General features: G+C 52.3%; 14 protein-coding genes and 1 tRNA gene. 9 read left to right on the forward strand and 6 right to left on the reverse strand.

Annotated elements, in window-relative coordinates:
- Positions 1 to 8: 8 nt before the first annotated feature.
- Positions 9 to 653, reverse strand: a complete 645-nt coding sequence (gene lepB / locus HNQ81_RS07940) for a signal peptidase I (RefSeq protein WP_183350114.1) — start codon at positions 651 to 653, stop codon at positions 9 to 11.
- A 410-nt stretch (positions 654 to 1,063) separates the two neighbouring features.
- Between lepB and pilM the strand changes: the two genes are divergently transcribed.
- The 7 genes from pilM (at position 1,064) to HNQ81_RS07975 (ending at position 8,794) form a co-directional block, all read left to right on the forward strand.
- The gene (gene pilM, locus HNQ81_RS07945; protein ID WP_183350117.1) at positions 1,064 to 2,122 is read left to right on the forward strand and encodes a type IV pilus assembly protein PilM; all 1,059 of its coding nucleotides are present in this window, start codon (positions 1,064 to 1,066) and stop codon (positions 2,120 to 2,122) included.
- Positions 2,123 to 2,148: 26 nt separating this feature from the next.
- Positions 2,149 to 2,727 (forward strand): PilN domain-containing protein, encoded by a 579-nt coding sequence (locus HNQ81_RS07950; RefSeq protein WP_183350119.1) that lies wholly within the window; start codon positions 2,149 to 2,151, stop codon positions 2,725 to 2,727.
- Positions 2,728 to 2,758: 31 nt separating this feature from the next.
- Entirely contained in the window at positions 2,759 to 3,382 is a 624-nt protein-coding gene (locus tag HNQ81_RS07955) for a type IV pilus inner membrane component PilO (RefSeq protein WP_183350122.1), read from the forward strand.
- Positions 3,383 to 3,400: 18 nt separating this feature from the next.
- Positions 3,401 to 3,955 (forward strand): pilus assembly protein PilP, encoded by a 555-nt coding sequence (locus HNQ81_RS07960; protein ID WP_183350124.1) that lies wholly within the window; start codon positions 3,401 to 3,403, stop codon positions 3,953 to 3,955.
- A gap of 45 nt (positions 3,956 to 4,000) precedes the next feature.
- On the forward strand, positions 4,001 to 5,887 hold the full coding sequence (locus tag HNQ81_RS07965; RefSeq protein ID WP_183350126.1) for a tetratricopeptide repeat protein: 1,887 nt from the start codon (positions 4,001 to 4,003) through the stop codon (positions 5,885 to 5,887).
- A gap of 73 nt (positions 5,888 to 5,960) precedes the next feature.
- Positions 5,961 to 7,709, forward strand: coding sequence for a pilus (MSHA type) biogenesis protein MshL (gene mshL / locus HNQ81_RS07970; protein ID WP_183350128.1), 1,749 nt, complete (start codon positions 5,961 to 5,963; stop codon positions 7,707 to 7,709).
- 56 nt (positions 7,710 to 7,765) lie between these two features.
- On the forward strand, positions 7,766 to 8,794 hold the full coding sequence (locus tag HNQ81_RS07975; RefSeq protein ID WP_183350131.1) for a hypothetical protein: 1,029 nt from the start codon (positions 7,766 to 7,768) through the stop codon (positions 8,792 to 8,794).
- Between the two features lie 65 nt (positions 8,795 to 8,859).
- Here HNQ81_RS07975 and secB read toward each other — a convergent pair whose 3' ends face one another.
- From secB to HNQ81_RS07990, 3 genes are all read right to left on the reverse strand, one after another.
- The gene (secB, locus tag HNQ81_RS07980) at positions 8,860 to 9,336 is read right to left on the reverse strand and encodes a protein-export chaperone SecB (RefSeq protein WP_183350133.1); all 477 of its coding nucleotides are present in this window, start codon (positions 9,334 to 9,336) and stop codon (positions 8,860 to 8,862) included.
- Between the two features lie 121 nt (positions 9,337 to 9,457).
- Complete coding sequence (gene uvrA, locus HNQ81_RS07985) at positions 9,458 to 12,289, reverse strand: excinuclease ABC subunit UvrA (protein WP_183350135.1); 2,832 nt, start codon at positions 12,287 to 12,289, stop codon at positions 9,458 to 9,460.
- A gap of 46 nt (positions 12,290 to 12,335) precedes the next feature.
- Positions 12,336 to 12,746: a CoA-binding protein gene (locus HNQ81_RS07990; RefSeq protein WP_205240235.1), complete on the reverse strand. Its 411-nt coding sequence runs from the start codon at positions 12,744 to 12,746 to the stop codon at positions 12,336 to 12,338.
- Between the two features lie 223 nt (positions 12,747 to 12,969).
- On the opposite strand from HNQ81_RS07990, the gene HNQ81_RS07995 reads away from it, so the two are divergent.
- Positions 12,970 to 13,842 (forward strand): glycine--tRNA ligase subunit alpha, encoded by an 873-nt coding sequence (locus HNQ81_RS07995; protein ID WP_183350137.1) that lies wholly within the window; start codon positions 12,970 to 12,972, stop codon positions 13,840 to 13,842.
- 3 nt (positions 13,843 to 13,845) lie between these two features.
- Here HNQ81_RS07995 and HNQ81_RS08000 read toward each other — a convergent pair.
- A tRNA-Sec gene (locus tag HNQ81_RS08000) sits at positions 13,846 to 13,943 on the reverse strand.
- A 246-nt stretch (positions 13,944 to 14,189) separates the two neighbouring features.
- Between HNQ81_RS08000 and HNQ81_RS08005 the strand changes: the two genes are divergently transcribed.
- On the forward strand, positions 14,190 to 14,480 hold the full coding sequence (locus HNQ81_RS08005) for a hypothetical protein (RefSeq protein WP_183350138.1): 291 nt from the start codon (positions 14,190 to 14,192) through the stop codon (positions 14,478 to 14,480).
- A gap of 56 nt (positions 14,481 to 14,536) precedes the next feature.
- On the opposite strand, the gene HNQ81_RS08010 is transcribed toward HNQ81_RS08005, so the two are convergent.
- A complete protein-coding gene (locus HNQ81_RS08010; RefSeq protein WP_183350140.1) occupies positions 14,537 to 15,325 on the reverse strand; it encodes a lysophospholipid acyltransferase family protein in 789 nt (262 codons plus the stop codon).
- Positions 15,326 to 15,347 lie beyond the last annotated feature (22 nt).

The raw sequence follows: 15,347 nt of genomic DNA on the forward strand, positions 1-15,347 counted from the left end.
AGGATGAATCATTGAATGACATCCCCGATCCTGTTCCAGCGAATCGACGTCAACCGTGTCGCCGAGAGCAGCGGGGTCTCGATATCCCAGGACCAATAGAGAATGAAGGCCTTGCCGAGGATGTCGGCATGGTCGACAAATCCCCAGAATCGACTGTCATAACTGTTATCCCGGTTGTCGCCCATGACGAAAATCTTTCCCGCCGGAACGGTAACCGGGCCGAAATTATCGCGTGGACTGGCGGAGGCGCTGAGTTCTGTCGTTGAGGAAAAGTGAGCATGAAGATCGACTACCTCGGCATCATTGACCATCAGGTGCTTGTTGACGATTTCGATCTTATCGCCGGCAACGGCGACAACACGCTTGATGTAATCAATGTCCCTGTCCTTGGGAAAGCGAAAGACAACCACATCCCCTCGTATCGGGGTTTTCCATGGAACCAGAAGTTTGCCGGTAAACGGCATCCTCAGACCATAGATGAACTTGTTGACCAGGAGATGGTCGCCGATCTGCAGGGTCGGAAGCATCGACCCGGATGGAATCTTGAATGCCTGGACGATGAATGTACGGATAAAGAGAGCGAGCAGCACGGCGACGACTATCGCCTCGACATACTCTCTGATGACTGATTTGCTTCTTGTTTCACTACCCAATTTCAGCCCCTTATTCGGTAAAGCAGGGTTATTGATGGCCAAACAAAAATAATGGGCCAAAAATACTTGAATCGCCGCCTAAATACAAGGTACTTTACCAGGTCGGCCAGATCATGGTGTCAAGGCGCTTTTCCTTTGAATATCAATTGAGAATAGCCACTACATACCATATAAAGAAGCGCGCTCCCAAGTTTTATCCATATATTGTAGTTATTCCCGAATCAGCCTACCCCCTGATTAACCCCCTGTTAAAAAAGAATATTTCTTATTACGCTCCAATTGTTTTTCTTGACAAAGAATTGCAGATATGTCCTGTATACTAATTGTTAGAAAAGTCTGTATGTTAGGAGCATTAGCCTGACATACCCCAATTTGCATTTATTGAATAATTTCCCCTCCCGCCGGTCAATATGAAGCTTCCCTTCCTGTCTCAAGATAACCTGGTCGTAGGTGTCGATATAGGATCTCACGCCGTGAAGATCTGCCAGTTAAAACGGACCGACAACGCCTATTCGGTCGTGGCTCTCGGCAGCGCCGCCCTTCCCGAGGGAGCGGTTGACGACGGGACACTCAACGATGCGGAGGCGGTGGCCACAGCCATCACCGGTCTTTTCAATAATCTCAAGATCAAAAACAAAAAGGTCGGTTTCTCGATCTCGGGTTATTCCGTCATCGTCAAAAAGGTCAATCTCGCGGTGATGGAGGAAAAACGCCTGGAAGAACACATCCTGGCCGAGGCGGAGCAGTATATCCCTTTTGATATCGAAGATGTCTACCTTGATTACCAGGATCTCAAGACCAATACAGACAAAAATGACCGCACCGACGTCATGCTCGTCGCCGCAAAAAAAGAGATTGTCGACGAATACCTGGAGATGTTGAAAGGCATCAACCTGACGCCGGTGATCGTCGATGTCGACGGGTTCGCGCTTGAGAATACCTATGAATACAGCTATCCCGATATCGACAATGTCGCCCTGGTCGATATCGGCGCCTCGAAGATGAACATCAATATTCTGTCCGGGGGCATTTCCGCCGTTGCCCGTGACATTGTCGTCGGCAGCCGGCAATTGACGGAACAGCTCCAGGGCGCCTTCGACCTCGAATACGAAGAAGCGGAGGCCCTCAAACTCGGTCTTGTCCCGGCCGGCGACAAACAGCCGCAGATCGAAAAGATCTTCGCGACAACCTGCACGCAATGGGTCCTCGAAATTAAAAAAGCCATCGATCTCTACCATTCCAACAATCCCGATGCATCCTTGAATAAACTGGTGCTGAGCGGCGGAGGGTCGAAAGTAGCCGGGTTCGCCGATTTTCTGGCGAAAGAAACCGCACTGCATGTCGAGATCTTCAACCCTTTCATCAAAATGCGGGCGAGCGACAAAAAAATAGATCCCGATTATCTGAAAAATATCGGCCCTGAAATGGCGATCGCTACCGGAATCGCAATCAGACCATCAATAATTTAGTTCATCCTTCTGTCACTGGAAAAGATATGCTCAGAATAAACCTGCTACCGGTCAGACAGCTCAAGAAACGCGCCAAGGCACGCAATCAGCTCATCGGCATGATCATAGCATTTTGCTGCCTGCTCGTTTTTTTGGGCCTTGTCGGTGTCCTGCAGAACAGAATGATCAACTCACTCAACAACCAAATTGCCCAGCTGAACAAGCAGAAAGACGACTTCAAGCCTATCCTCGCGCAAATTGAAACGATGAAAAAGCAAAAAGAGGAGCTTGAGCGCAAGACTGCCATCATCAACAAATTACGTGCCGAATCATCGCTGACCGTGCGGCTCCTCGACGATGTAGCGAAAAACGTCGACAATAAAAGGCTATGGCTCGATTCTCTCAGCCAGCAGGGACCGACTCTCAGCCTGACCGGAGTTGCTTTGGATAACGAGACGGTGGCGCAGTTCATGGACAAGTTGAAATCATCGGAATTCATTGTCGACGTCAATCTTGCCAACTCATCTCTGAAGGTTATTGCCGGAAGAAACCTCAAAAGCTTTGTCATGACATGCACGACTACGGCGCAACCCCCGGTTGAAGTAGCGGCGGCAGCAAAAAAATAGATCCTCCTCGGACAACGGACCATTTGCCAGCATGAAAAAAAGCAACGCAGCATTTGAACAGTTCATAGACAAGAGATTTATACCGCTCGAGCCGAAGTACAAGGCTGCCATTTCCATCCTCCTCGTGCTCATCCCGGTCCTCCTCTTTTATTTTCTGTTCTTTCAACCAAACGCGACAAAAATTTCAGCACTGAAAACACAAAAAACCGGACTGGAAAAAGAAATCGCGGCGTTGCGCGTGCAACAGAGCAATATACCGCGATTGCAAAAAGAACTGGCGGAAACCGAAAGGATCTTCAGTGAAGCGGCGGTGCTGCTTCCCAAGGAGAAGGAAATTCCTCAACTGCTGAAGGATATATCGGCATTGGGACAGGAAGCGGATCTCGAATTCCTGACGTTTAAACCCCTGCCCGATGTCCCCAAGGATTTTTACGCTGAAATCCCGATCTCCATCAACGTTCGCGGCCCCTATCACAATATGGGCTCCTTCCTTGACAAAGTCAGCAAACTGGGCCGTATAGTCACCGTATCCAACATAAAGATGACAGCCCCCACCAGAGACAGAGGAGAGATGCTGCTCACTTCAGACTGTACATTGGTAACCTACCGTTTTACCAATGTTGAACTCCCTAAACAGGACGGGAAAAAGAAATAACGCTCAAGGGATTCTGTAATGAAAAAACCATCTTTGCCATCTCTGAGCCTGACTACGTCAAGCTTTTTATTGTATTACGGGTCTGTGCTGCTTTTTTCATTCCTTCTCTACACCCCGGTTGAATCCATGGCTGCAGACGTATCTCAACCATCGGTGGCCGCACAGCAGCCTGAAACGACGAAACCGCCTCAGACCAGGCCGTTCGATTATATCATGGCCAACCGGCCCGACCCGTTCCTGCCCTTTATTACCGATAAAACCACGGATCAGGAAACGGGCGATCCCAATGAGATCATCGATCAAAATGAACCATTAACCGGGATGCAGCTGTTCGAGCCGGCCCAGCTGAGCCTCGTTGCCCTGATGGAAACCGGTACGGAAAAACTCGCCATGGTCCAGGATTCAACCGGAAAAGGGTATGTCCTGACCGAAGGAACGAAAATCGGACGGCGGGGGACAGTGAAGGCCATTTCGCCGAACAAGGTACTGATCGAAGAATTGGCCGAGACTCGCGGAGGGAAAAAGATTCTTTCATATATCGATATGGTACTAAAAAAAGAGGGAGAAAAATAGAAAATGTACAAAAGGTTCATTATATCCCAATCGGCCATTTTCTCTGTGCTCAGTCTGCTCCTGTTTCTGGCGGCATCGACAGCGGCGGCGACGGAAGCTGTCCCCGGCACAGCCAAAACCTCCCTGTACCAGGTAACAAAGATCGAGTCTGACCTTCAGGGCGACATTCTCAACCTGTCGATCGTCGGCAACTCCGAACCGGCCTATACCGTCTCCGAACGATTTTCACCGTTCCGGGCCGTTCTCGACATTGCCAATGCCGCTTTCGACAAATCGATCAATCTGCAATCACAGCTCATTGCCGACAATCCCTTCATCTCGCTCAAGACCTCTGTTCTCTCCGAACAGGATCCTTCGGTTACCCGTTTCGAATTCACCATCGCCGACTCCCATGATTATAAGATCACCCGCGACGGCTTTGTGATCAAGGTACAGGTTGCACCGGCGGCAAAAGAAACCGCCGCTGAAAAGCCGGGGACGTCCCCAAGTCCCGCCGCTATCCCGGCAATTTCCGATATCGTCGTCAAGACCACCCCATCGGCAACATCTGTGACCTTCGTCAGTTCGGCTCCCATCGCGAAATACACTACGGATACCATTACCGGTAACGCCAATGAAACTCCGAAGATGTATATCGATATCGAGAATGTCGATATTGCTCAGCTGGTTCGGGAAAAGCGGATCGGTACATCGGTCGACAAGATCCGCGTGATCCAGCAGGGCGATGGCGCCCGTTTCATTTTCGACTCGGCGACCGCATCGCTGTTCGATTACACCGTCGCCGACAATGCCGGCCAGGTCGTGGTAACGGTCAATGAAAATCCGGCCCTGCCCGGCCAGACCGCCTCCGCCGGCAAAAATCAGAAATCCTCCCAACCAACCGACAAAACCCTTGATTCTCTGATTGGCGAGACGGAAACCATTCTCGCCACAGAGGGGAAGAAGTCGACTGTCAAAACGGCAGCAACAGACCCCAAGCTCGCACTCGAAGATACATTTTCATTTGCCGGATATGACAAACAGCGTATCAGTGTCGATTTTTATAAAATCGATCTCCACAATGTCTTTCGGTTGTTTCGCCAGTTTACCGATATCAACATTATCGTCGACGAGGCTGTGACCGGTTCCTTAACCCTGGCACTGACCGATGTTCCGTGGGATTTTGCTCTGGATATCATCTGTAACCTCAAGGACCTGAAGAAGGAAGAACGTTTCAATACCATTGTCATCTATCCAAACAAAAAAACATTCGTCTGGCCCGATCGCCTCGAGGACAACCTGGCAGTCGAGGCGGATGCGGAGATTGTCGAACAGGATGCATTGATCATCGAACAATCCGCCAATCTGCCCAAAGAAGTCATCCAGGCCCAGGAAATTCTGCGAAACGCCCAGATTGCCGATGAAAACGAGAACTTTGAAGAGGCGGCGGAGCTGTATGAACAGGCGTACAGACTCTGGCCTGCCAATGCCAAGATATCCAACAGACTGGCAACCCTCTACCTCGTCAGCCTCGGGGTCAACGCGAAGGCCGTCCACTATGCCAAAGAGAGCCTCAAACAGGAACCGGGCAACAATCGCGCCGCCTTGTACGCCGCGATCGGCTCAGCCAATATGCAGCGCAACGCCGAAGCCCTGGAATACTTCACTCAGAGCATCAGCGGCAATCCACCGATGAAGGAGGCGTTGATCAGCTTTTCGACCTTCTGTGAAACCAGCGGCCAGAGCGAACAGGCGATCAAACTCCTGGACAGATACAACGCGTCGTATGGTGAGACGATGGATACGATGATCGCCAAGGCCCGCATCTACGACAAACTCGGAAATTCAAAAATGGCAATCACCCAGTACAAGGCATTGCTCGCCTCCGGCTTCCCTTTGCCTCCGGACTTGAAACAATATATTCATGGCAGAATGGCCGCCAGCAGCTTTTGAAGCCGGATTGACCCGCACATTCCTGCAGGACATGAATCCACATACGGCAATTTTATAATCCCGAGAGGTTTTTATGAAGTCTCAAAAGAACATGTTCTTTGTCGCGAGCCTCCTGCTCTTCCTGATGCTCACCTCATGCAGCGCCCCGAACAAGGCTTCGGACAAATCGGCGGCAGCGCCTGCCGCTCCGACCGAACAGAATGTCGCGGCCAGGCCTGCCACCCCCAACACCCTCCCTGTCCAGTATCAAACCCCCTCGTATCAAGTCGGCGAGGAAAGCAGGGAAGAGCTGAGCAGGTCAGAGGATGTCGGCATGAAGGTGGGGGCAACGATCAAATCGACGCGAGGCCCCCAACCCCTCTGGGACATCATGAAACGGCTGGCGGCCATCAAGGGGATGAACATCTCCTGGGCCAGCGACGTCGATCAAAAAGTGCTGGTCGATGTCGATATCAATGCCAACGACGATTACAATGAGTCGATCGCCAACCTCCTGCGCCAGGTCGACTATTTCCACCAGATCGAGGGCAATACCATCGTCGTCAAATACAAGGAGACCCGACAGTTTTATATCGCTATGCCCTTCATTAAACAAAGTTATTCCACTGGAATAGGTGGCAATTCATTAGGAGGGGGCGATTCTCAAGAAGGTTCAAAAAGTACAAGTGTAGAAGGTACTATTGCTATACAAAGCAAAGACAATGTTTTCAATGTATGGGAAAGCATTGAGGCGAACCTCAACTCCATCCTTGAGGTGTGGACAACCGAGGCTGTTACTGAAATAAATACGACAACGAGTAAAGATTCTAAAACTACGTATAATGATAATAAAGCATTAGATATAGCTGAAAAGCAAACTGCAGCAACTAGAAGACTATCTGGGAATCAAAATGTATTTATGATCGACAAGCCAGTAGGCATGATCACAGTTACCGCTCCTCGGCCTTTACTTGATCGCGTCGATGCCTACATCAAGAATTTGAAAAAAGAATTGTATAAACAGATCTCCATAGAGGCCAAGATTATTGAAGTCAAACTCACCCAAGAGTCCAGCATAGGTATCAATTGGACTCAAGTACTCCAAAATTTCAAAATTAGCGGCGCGGTTGAGTTTGGATCAAAGGCTCTTGGGGGGCAGGTGTACCCCTATATCTTTGCCAACGAGGACGGGACCGACGGCAATTGGGATGATGGAACCAATCATGGGAAAATTCAGGACCCTACCAGATTCGTATCCAAGGTTTCTATCAATACCGCAAATTTTGATGTTTTTTTGAACGCTTTAGAGACACAAGGTGATACCAAAGTTCTTTCCAACCCGAAGATCAGTGTAATGAATGGCCAACCGGCTCTTATTTCAGTTGGAAGAAACACCACATATATTAAGGCTCTCACGAAGACCATTACTAAAGGATCCGCTGGAACAGAAAACGATACTGAGTACACTCCTGAAATTGCAAGCATACTGTCAGGCGTAGGTATGTCTTTAACTGCCACCATACTTGATGACAATCAAATTATACTCAATCTAGTGCCCGTCACGACTGAACTCGAAAACGGTGAAGTTGCTTACAGAAGATTTCCTGATGGGTCAGAGGCTGGTATACCTGTTGTTGAAATTCGAGAAATGAGCACGACGGTAAAGGTGAAGAATGGCGAGATGCTCGTCATCGGCGGATTAATAAGCGACGTTGAAGGTAATACAGGTAATTTCGCCCCGGTGGTCGGCAAGATTCCGTTGATCAAATACCTCTTCGGCCATGAAGAGAAATCGAATCGAAAACGCGAATTGATCATTCTGCTTAAGCCCAACATCATCTGATGCATACACCATTTTCTGTAACGGATAACGTCCATTATCAAGGTAGGGAGACAATTATGGAGAGGCTGAAATTTCTGGTCGTTGGAATCCTCGCGCTGACCCTGGCCGGTTGCGGTCAAACGATCGTCGAAACGCTCAATGTCCCGCACGCCCCGGGCTTCGATGCCCCGGGCAAAGGGAGGTCGGTTGTCATCCTCCCCTTTGCCGACTACTCGAATGCCGGCAATTTCGACTCCGCCTTCAGGAGAAACATGGCAGTCACCGAAGCGCTGACCGACAGGTTCTCCGCCAACGGTTTTTCGATGCCCGTCCAGGAAGATGTTTTCCAGTATCTCGTCGATGAAGGCGTGATCAACATCGTTCCCTACGAAGAGACCCGGTCCGTGTCCCTGGTCAACGAGTTGGCCAACGAGTGGTCCGATACCATGAAAGCGGAGATCTCGCGCTATCTCGCCGGAAACAACACGACAACCGGAGTCAATGCCGGCAACAGCCCCGGGACCCATGCTCTGACAACCAATACCGTTGCCAAGATCGGCAGATCCTTCAAGGCCGACTATATCGTCCGGGGGCGGATTCTTGAATACAAGTCCCGCCAGGATCCGACGTGGGAACCATGGAAAAAAGGCATCCTGCCGTTCATCAACGGCGGCACCAGCAGGATCATTTTCGGCTTTGCCAGCTCCGATCTGTACGATCAGTGGAACCAGCAGATCACCGGCGCCGCCTACGGTGCACGGATTGGCTACGAACACAGCAACTGGCCGTGGGACAACAACGATGACGGCGACGCCATCTTCGGTATGAGCGACGGCGATGACGCCAATGCCATTCTCTGGGGTTCGATCGGTTCTGAAATCGGAAAACAGGCGTATCGCAGCGGCGATGTCCAGCAAGCGGTCGTGCAATTGCGGATGTGGGTGCAGGAAGCGACTTCCGGCAACGTCGTGTGGACCAACAGGGTCGATGTGAAGGTCACACCGGAATCCTTCTTTGCCGACAACCAGTATGACGCCCTGTTCAACAAGGCGATTGAGAAAGGGGTGATGACCCTGGTCGATAATTTCGTCACCACCGGCTTATAGAAGAAACTGTTTCAACCTCCCACTGAAAAAGAGCCGCAGTTCCTTGCAGAACTGCGGCTCTTTTTTTATTGCTTTTCCGCCTCTCTTCTTTTCTTCGCACTCTGAAAGAGACCCATAAAGTTGATCGGCTCCATGAGGAAGGGGGTGAACCCGCCATCGATCGATATCTGACTGACAATCTGTCTGGTAAACGGGAACAGCAGTGTCGGACAATCGACCTTCAGCACCATCTCCATATGTTCTTCCGGAATGTTCCTCAGGAGAAATACCGCGGCATGCTCAATTTCCAGAATAAACATGGCCTTGTCATCATCCTTGGAAATCACTTTGGCAGTGATCTGCAGTGAGACCTCCCAGTGATCGTCGTCAATCTTCTTGTTGTTCATGTTCAGATTGAGTTCAACTTTCGGCTCGGTCTTCTGCGGCGTGATAAAGACCTGAGGGGCGTACGGGTTTTCAAAAGAGAGGTCCTTGATATACATTTTCTGCATACGGAACTCCGGTCGCGGATTGACCTCAGGGCTTCCATTGTTTTCAGCCATTCTTTTCCTCGTCGTTAAATGGTTTTCAGATCGTCTGTGCGTTGTCGATATCCCCCGTCCTGCCGCGCCATTAAACTGTACTTGAGCCGATCAGGCAAGTTTTTCAGGAGAACCGGAAAAATCACAGGACCTGTTTCAGGAATCTGCCGGTATGGGATTCCGGGACATCGGCGACGGACTCGGGCCGGCCGCAGGTCACGATCGTGCCGCCGCCGGCCCCGCCTTCAGGACCGACATCGATAATCCAGTCCGCTGTTTTGACGACGTCGAGATTATGCTCGATCACGACGACGGTGTTGCCCTGATCCACCAGCCTGTTCAGGACATCCAGCAGGTACTGTATATCCGCCGGGTGCAACCCGGTCGTCGGCTCGTCGAGGATATACAGTGTTTTTCCACTGGCCCGGCTTGACAGCTCCCTGGCCAGTTTTACTCTCTGGGCCTCACCACCTGAAAGGGTTACCGAGGATTGGCCGAGAGTGATATACGAAAGTCCGACATCACAGAGGGTTTGCAGGCGATTCTTGATGGCCGGAACATTTTTGAAGAATTCCAAGGCCTCCTCCACCGTCATCGCCAGTATCTGATGGATGTTTTTGCCGCGGTAGGCGATTTCCAGGGTTTCAAAGTTATACCGCTTCCCCATGCATTTTTCACATACGACATAGACGTCCGGGAGAAAGTGCATGGCTATCCTGATCTCACCACCCCCTTCGCAGGTCTCGCATCTTCCGCCCTTGACGTTGAAGCTGAAACGACTGGCGGTGTATCCCCTGGCCCTGGACTCCGGCAGACGGCTGAAAAGTTCCCGGATCGGGGTAAAGACCCCGGTATAGGTGGCAGGGTTGGAGCGCGGGGTTCTGCCGATAGGACTCTGGTCGATATCGACGATCTTATCGATATGTTCCAACCCCGACAGGAGCGCACCGTCAAGTTCTGCCGTACCTTTCTTGCGTTCGAGCCCCTTTCTGGCCAGTTTGTACAACGTCTCGATGACGAGAGAACTTTTGCCGGAGCCGGAGACACCGGTCACACAGGTCAGGACACGAAGAGGAAAAACGGCTTCGACCGCCTGCAGGTTGTTCACCGAGGCATGCCGGACCCGCAGACTGTCTTTTCCAGCGTTGGAGACAGGGCGACGGCGCGCCGGCACGACAATCTTTTTCCTGCCGGCCAGATACGCCCCGGTTGCCGACCGCTCCTCCTGCAGGAGCCCGGAAACCGATCCATTATAGACGACCTCGCCACCATGCACCCCGGCTCCCGGGCCCATATCAAGGACATGGTCGGCGGCAAGAATCGTGTCGGTATCGTGTTCAACGACGATGACGCTATTTCCCAGATCCCGCAGTTCCCGCAGGGTATTGATCAGTTTCTGATTATCGCGCTGATGCAGACCGATACTCGGCTCGTCGAGAATGTACAGGACACCGGCCAGGCGCGAGCCGATCTGGGAGGCCAGCCGGATGCGTTGAGCTTCTCCCCCCGATAATGTCCCCGCCCGGCGTTCCAGCGAGAGATAACCGAGACCGACGTTGCGAAGAAAGGCCAACCGTTCGGTGATCTCCTTGAGAATCGGCGCGCCGATCTTCCGTTCCCGACTGGTAAAGGGAAGTGCCGGCAGATCATCCAATAACTGGGCAATCGATCGACGGACGATATCATCGATCGACCAGTTCCCGATCCGATACGCCAGCGCCTCGGCCTTCAGCCGTGCTCCCCGGCAGGACGGACAGAGCTGTTCATTCATATACCGGCCCAGTTCTTCTCTGATCATGTTCGACCGGGTCTCGTGAAACCTTCGGTCCAACTGGGGAATAACCCCCTCGAAACGGCGCTCATCGGTCATCGTCCGGCGCTCGTTGCGGTAGTGGAAGCGGATATCTTCCCTCCCCGAACCATAGAGGATGACCTTGCGCACCTTGGCCGGCAGCTTGTCGAAAGGGGTGTCCAGCGAGAAACCGTAATGATCGGCGACCGCGGCCAGAATCTGGCCGCTGTACGACGATTCCTTTCTCCAACCCCATGGTGCAATCGCGCCCTCGACGATACTCCTGCTCTCGTCGGGAATCACCAAGGCGGCATCGAAAAACTGTTTTACTCCCAACCCGCCGCACTCGGGACATGCGCCCTGGGGGTTGTTGAACGAGAAAAGCTGGGTGGAGGGCGACGGCAGGGAAATCGAACATTGATGACAGGCCGCATGTTCGCTGAACAGCTGGTCCCGCTGCTGATCGACGAAGTGCACGAGCAGGTAGCCATCCGAGAGTTTGACGGCGGTTTCCACCGAATCCGACAACCGTCTGCGGAGCGAATCCTTGACGATCACCCGATCGACAACAACCTCTATGGTGTGACGGCGATTCTTGTCCAATTCCGGGGCTTCCGTCATGTCCATGATCGCGCCGTCGATACGGACCCGGACAAAACCCTCCTTGCGGATACGCTCCAGCACCTGATCGTGGCGCCCCTTCTTGTCGAGGACGATCGGAGCCAGTAACAGGAGTTTTGTCCCCTGCTGAAGTTGAAGCAGGATATCGACCATATCCTCCACCGACTGGGCCACGATCTCGCTGCCGCAATGGGGACAATGGGGGTGGCTGCAACGGGCGAAGAGCAACCGCAGATGGTCGTAGATCTCGGTGACGGTGCCGACGGTCGAGCGCGGGTTTTTGCTTGTCGTCTTCTGCTCGATCGATACCGCCGGAGACAGCCCCTCGAGGACGTCGACATCGGGTTTATCCATCTGCCCCAGGAATTGGCGGGCATAGGTCGACAGCGATTCCACATACCTTCTCTGGCCTTCGGCATACAGGGTATCGAAGGCCAGGGTCGATTTACCCGACCCCGACAACCCTGTAAAAACAACGAGCTGGTTTCGAGGGAGATCAACGCTGATATTCTTCAGATTATGCATCCGCGCACCGCGGATGCAGAGTAGCTTCGGTTCCATCAAGGATTGTCGGAAAAGATGAAGAACTGCCTGGGGAGGGACGAGTTCAGAGAAGAGTGCTGTGATCGACCTTGATGCATCGATCCATGACAGTCTGCAGCCCATGCCGGCGGGCATATTCGGCGGCTTCCGGGTTGACGACCCCGAGTTGCATCCAGATCGCTCCAGCCCCGATCTTCACGGCCGCTTCGACTATCGGATACACATCTTCAGATCGTCTGAAGATATCGACGATATCGATCCGTTCTGGAATAGAAAGGAGATCAGGATGGCATTTCAGCCCCAGGATCTCGCTCTGTCCCGGGTTCACAGGGAAAACAGAGTAACCGGCGTCAAGAAGATACCGTCCCACCATGTGGCTGGGCCGATCTGCCTTGGGCGACAGGCCGACGATCGCGATTGTCCGGGCCTGACGCAGAAGGTTACCGATTTCCATATGGGGGTTGATCTGCAGCATAACGAATCCTGTCCGATAATTTCGTAAGCACCCGGAAATGGAAGGAGGAAAATGATTTACCAGTGAAATGGGCTGTGGTAGCCTGTTGAATTATAATGGTGAGGCCATAGACAAAAGTCAAGAGAGCAATTATATACATTGCCACTATTGGTCGTTTGCCATCAGCTTGGCCGCTGAACGGAAATTACCCTCTTCGGCGACACAGATTACACGGGAAAACTCAATGAATTTCCAGGACATCATCTTCAATCTCGGCGCCTACTGGGCCGATCAGGGCTGCCTGATCCAGCAGCCATACGACATGGAGGTCGGCGCCGGCACCTTCCATCCGGCGACCCTGCTCCGCTCCCTCGGGCCCGAACCATGGCGAGCCGCCTACCCGCAACCATCGCGGCGCCCGACTGACGGGCGGTATGGAGACAACCCTAACCGTCTGCAGCATTACTACCAGTACCAGGTTGTTCTCAAACCGTCACCGCTCGAGGTACAGGACCTCTATCTCGGCAGCCTCGAACGCTTCGGGCTGAGCCTGAGCGAGCATGACATCCGCTTTGTCGAAGATGACTGGGAGTCACCGACCCTGGGCGCCTCCGGCCTTGGCTGGGAAGTTTGGCTAGACGGCATGGAAATAACCCAGTTCACCTATTTCCAGCAGGCCGGCTCGATTGACCTGCACCCGACCACCGTCGAGATCACCTATGGACTGGAGCGGATCGCCATGTATCTGCAGGGGGTGGAAAGTGTTTACGACATCGCCTGGAACGACTCGGTGACCTATGGTGAAATTTTCCATCAGGCGGAAGTTGAATTTTCCACCTTCAATTTCGAAGAAGCCAATGTCGAACGGTTGACGGCCTTTTTTGATATATACGAAGAAGAGGCGACAAAACTGGTGGACAAGAACCTCATCCTGCCGGCCTACGACTACTGCCTCAAATGCTCACACACCTTCAATCTTCTCGATGCCCGCAATGCGATCAGCGTATCGGAGAGGACCAGGTATATCGGCCGGATCAGGAATATTGCCAGGCGGGTCGCCGAGAGTTATGTCGCTCAGCGGCAGGAGATGGGACATCCACTTTTGAAGAAGGCGTGAAATTGGCGGAAGTGCATGGGAATCGAACCCACCTGAGAGGCTATTAACCCCACACACCGGATTTGAAGTCCGGGAGAGCCACCAGTGCCCTGTCCACTTCCGCATGTGCCGTTCAAAAGAGGAGGCTACTATACTAATTAGAGTTGACCTTGAAAACAAGTTTTTATTATACTGTCGCGTTTTGATACTGACAGTCCAAAAGAACGAATTGCCTTTGCCGTACTGAATTCCCGAAATTCGAACCCTTTTCTCCACACGTATTTTCAATTTCGACAATAGCCGATATGCAGTGTGAACGACTTATAAAACTGGCAAAGTCATGGTACCTCAGCGTCAGGGATGAAACCATGGCCCCGGCCCGCATGATTTCCTTTATTGAGCAGCACGTCGCTCATTGCGAGGTCTGCCAGGCCGATCCGGTCATCCACGATGAGATCGTCAAGATCACCGAGATCATTCTTCCAGAGTCGAAAATTCCCAAGGCAATGCGGTTGAGCGCCGATTCCGAAGAGGAGGAGGATGAAGAATCAGACAGTGGAGAAGATGATCTTCACGAGGATTCCGAAGCGGAAGACGAGGATCTTGAGGATATTGAAGATATCGATGAGGAACCAATGCTCGACGACGACGAAATCTGAAACGTTCTCCAGGGCACAACTTTCCCCGGTACACCGCACACCCGGATGCACATTGGTCACCCCTCATTCCAATTGGTCAGTTGAGCCGCGATAAATTCCGTAATCCGATGCTGTTCCTCATTTCCTTTGCCTATAACCCGAAGCGCTGAGCCGAAGGCAAAGTAGACTTTTCGCCGAACATTCAACCGTCCAAAATCTTTCAAATATTTCCCATTCATCCACGCATCCGTCCGCAGAGCCAGCGGGACGATCGGGACCTCGGCTTTTTTCGCCAGCTTGACACCTATCGAGGTCATCTCCGCCGGATCAAAGGAAGTGGTCCTGGTCGTCTGAGGGAAGACAATGATCGAGGTCCCCTCCCCGAGCCGTTTTGCGCCTTCCTCCAGAACAGTCTTCAAGTCCTGGCGCGGATTGGTGCGGGTGACGGCGACCGGATCCCGGGATCGCATGACATGCCGAAAGACCGGATACGTCAGCAGGCTTTCCTTGATGACGAATGTGACCGGTTTCAGCGGCTGAATCATCACCGGCAGGAGCAGCGTCTCCATCATGCTCATATGATTGCCGATGATTACACAAGGCCCATCGAATGAGGTGAATTCGGTTAGGCCGCTGATCTCTATCTGCAATCCGATCCGTTCCAGCAGTCGCAGGACCTCGAGGCTGCTTTTCGTCCACTCTTCGCCGTCATACCTGCCGGCCTTGGCCAACCTGCTCGCCTTGATGACAATGCCGATAAAACAACTGTAAAAGCAGAGCGACGGCCAGATCTTCGCGATTCCGGACGGATTCCGTCTCGCCATTGCCGTTGAATACGATGAATCGACCCTTAATACCTCATGCATTCTCTTTTCCCCCTGAAATCCG

Origin of the sequence: Desulfoprunum benzoelyticum, from assembly GCF_014201505.1 — a bacterium.
GTDB lineage: Bacteria > Desulfobacterota > Desulfobulbia > Desulfobulbales > Desulfocapsaceae > Desulfoprunum > Desulfoprunum benzoelyticum.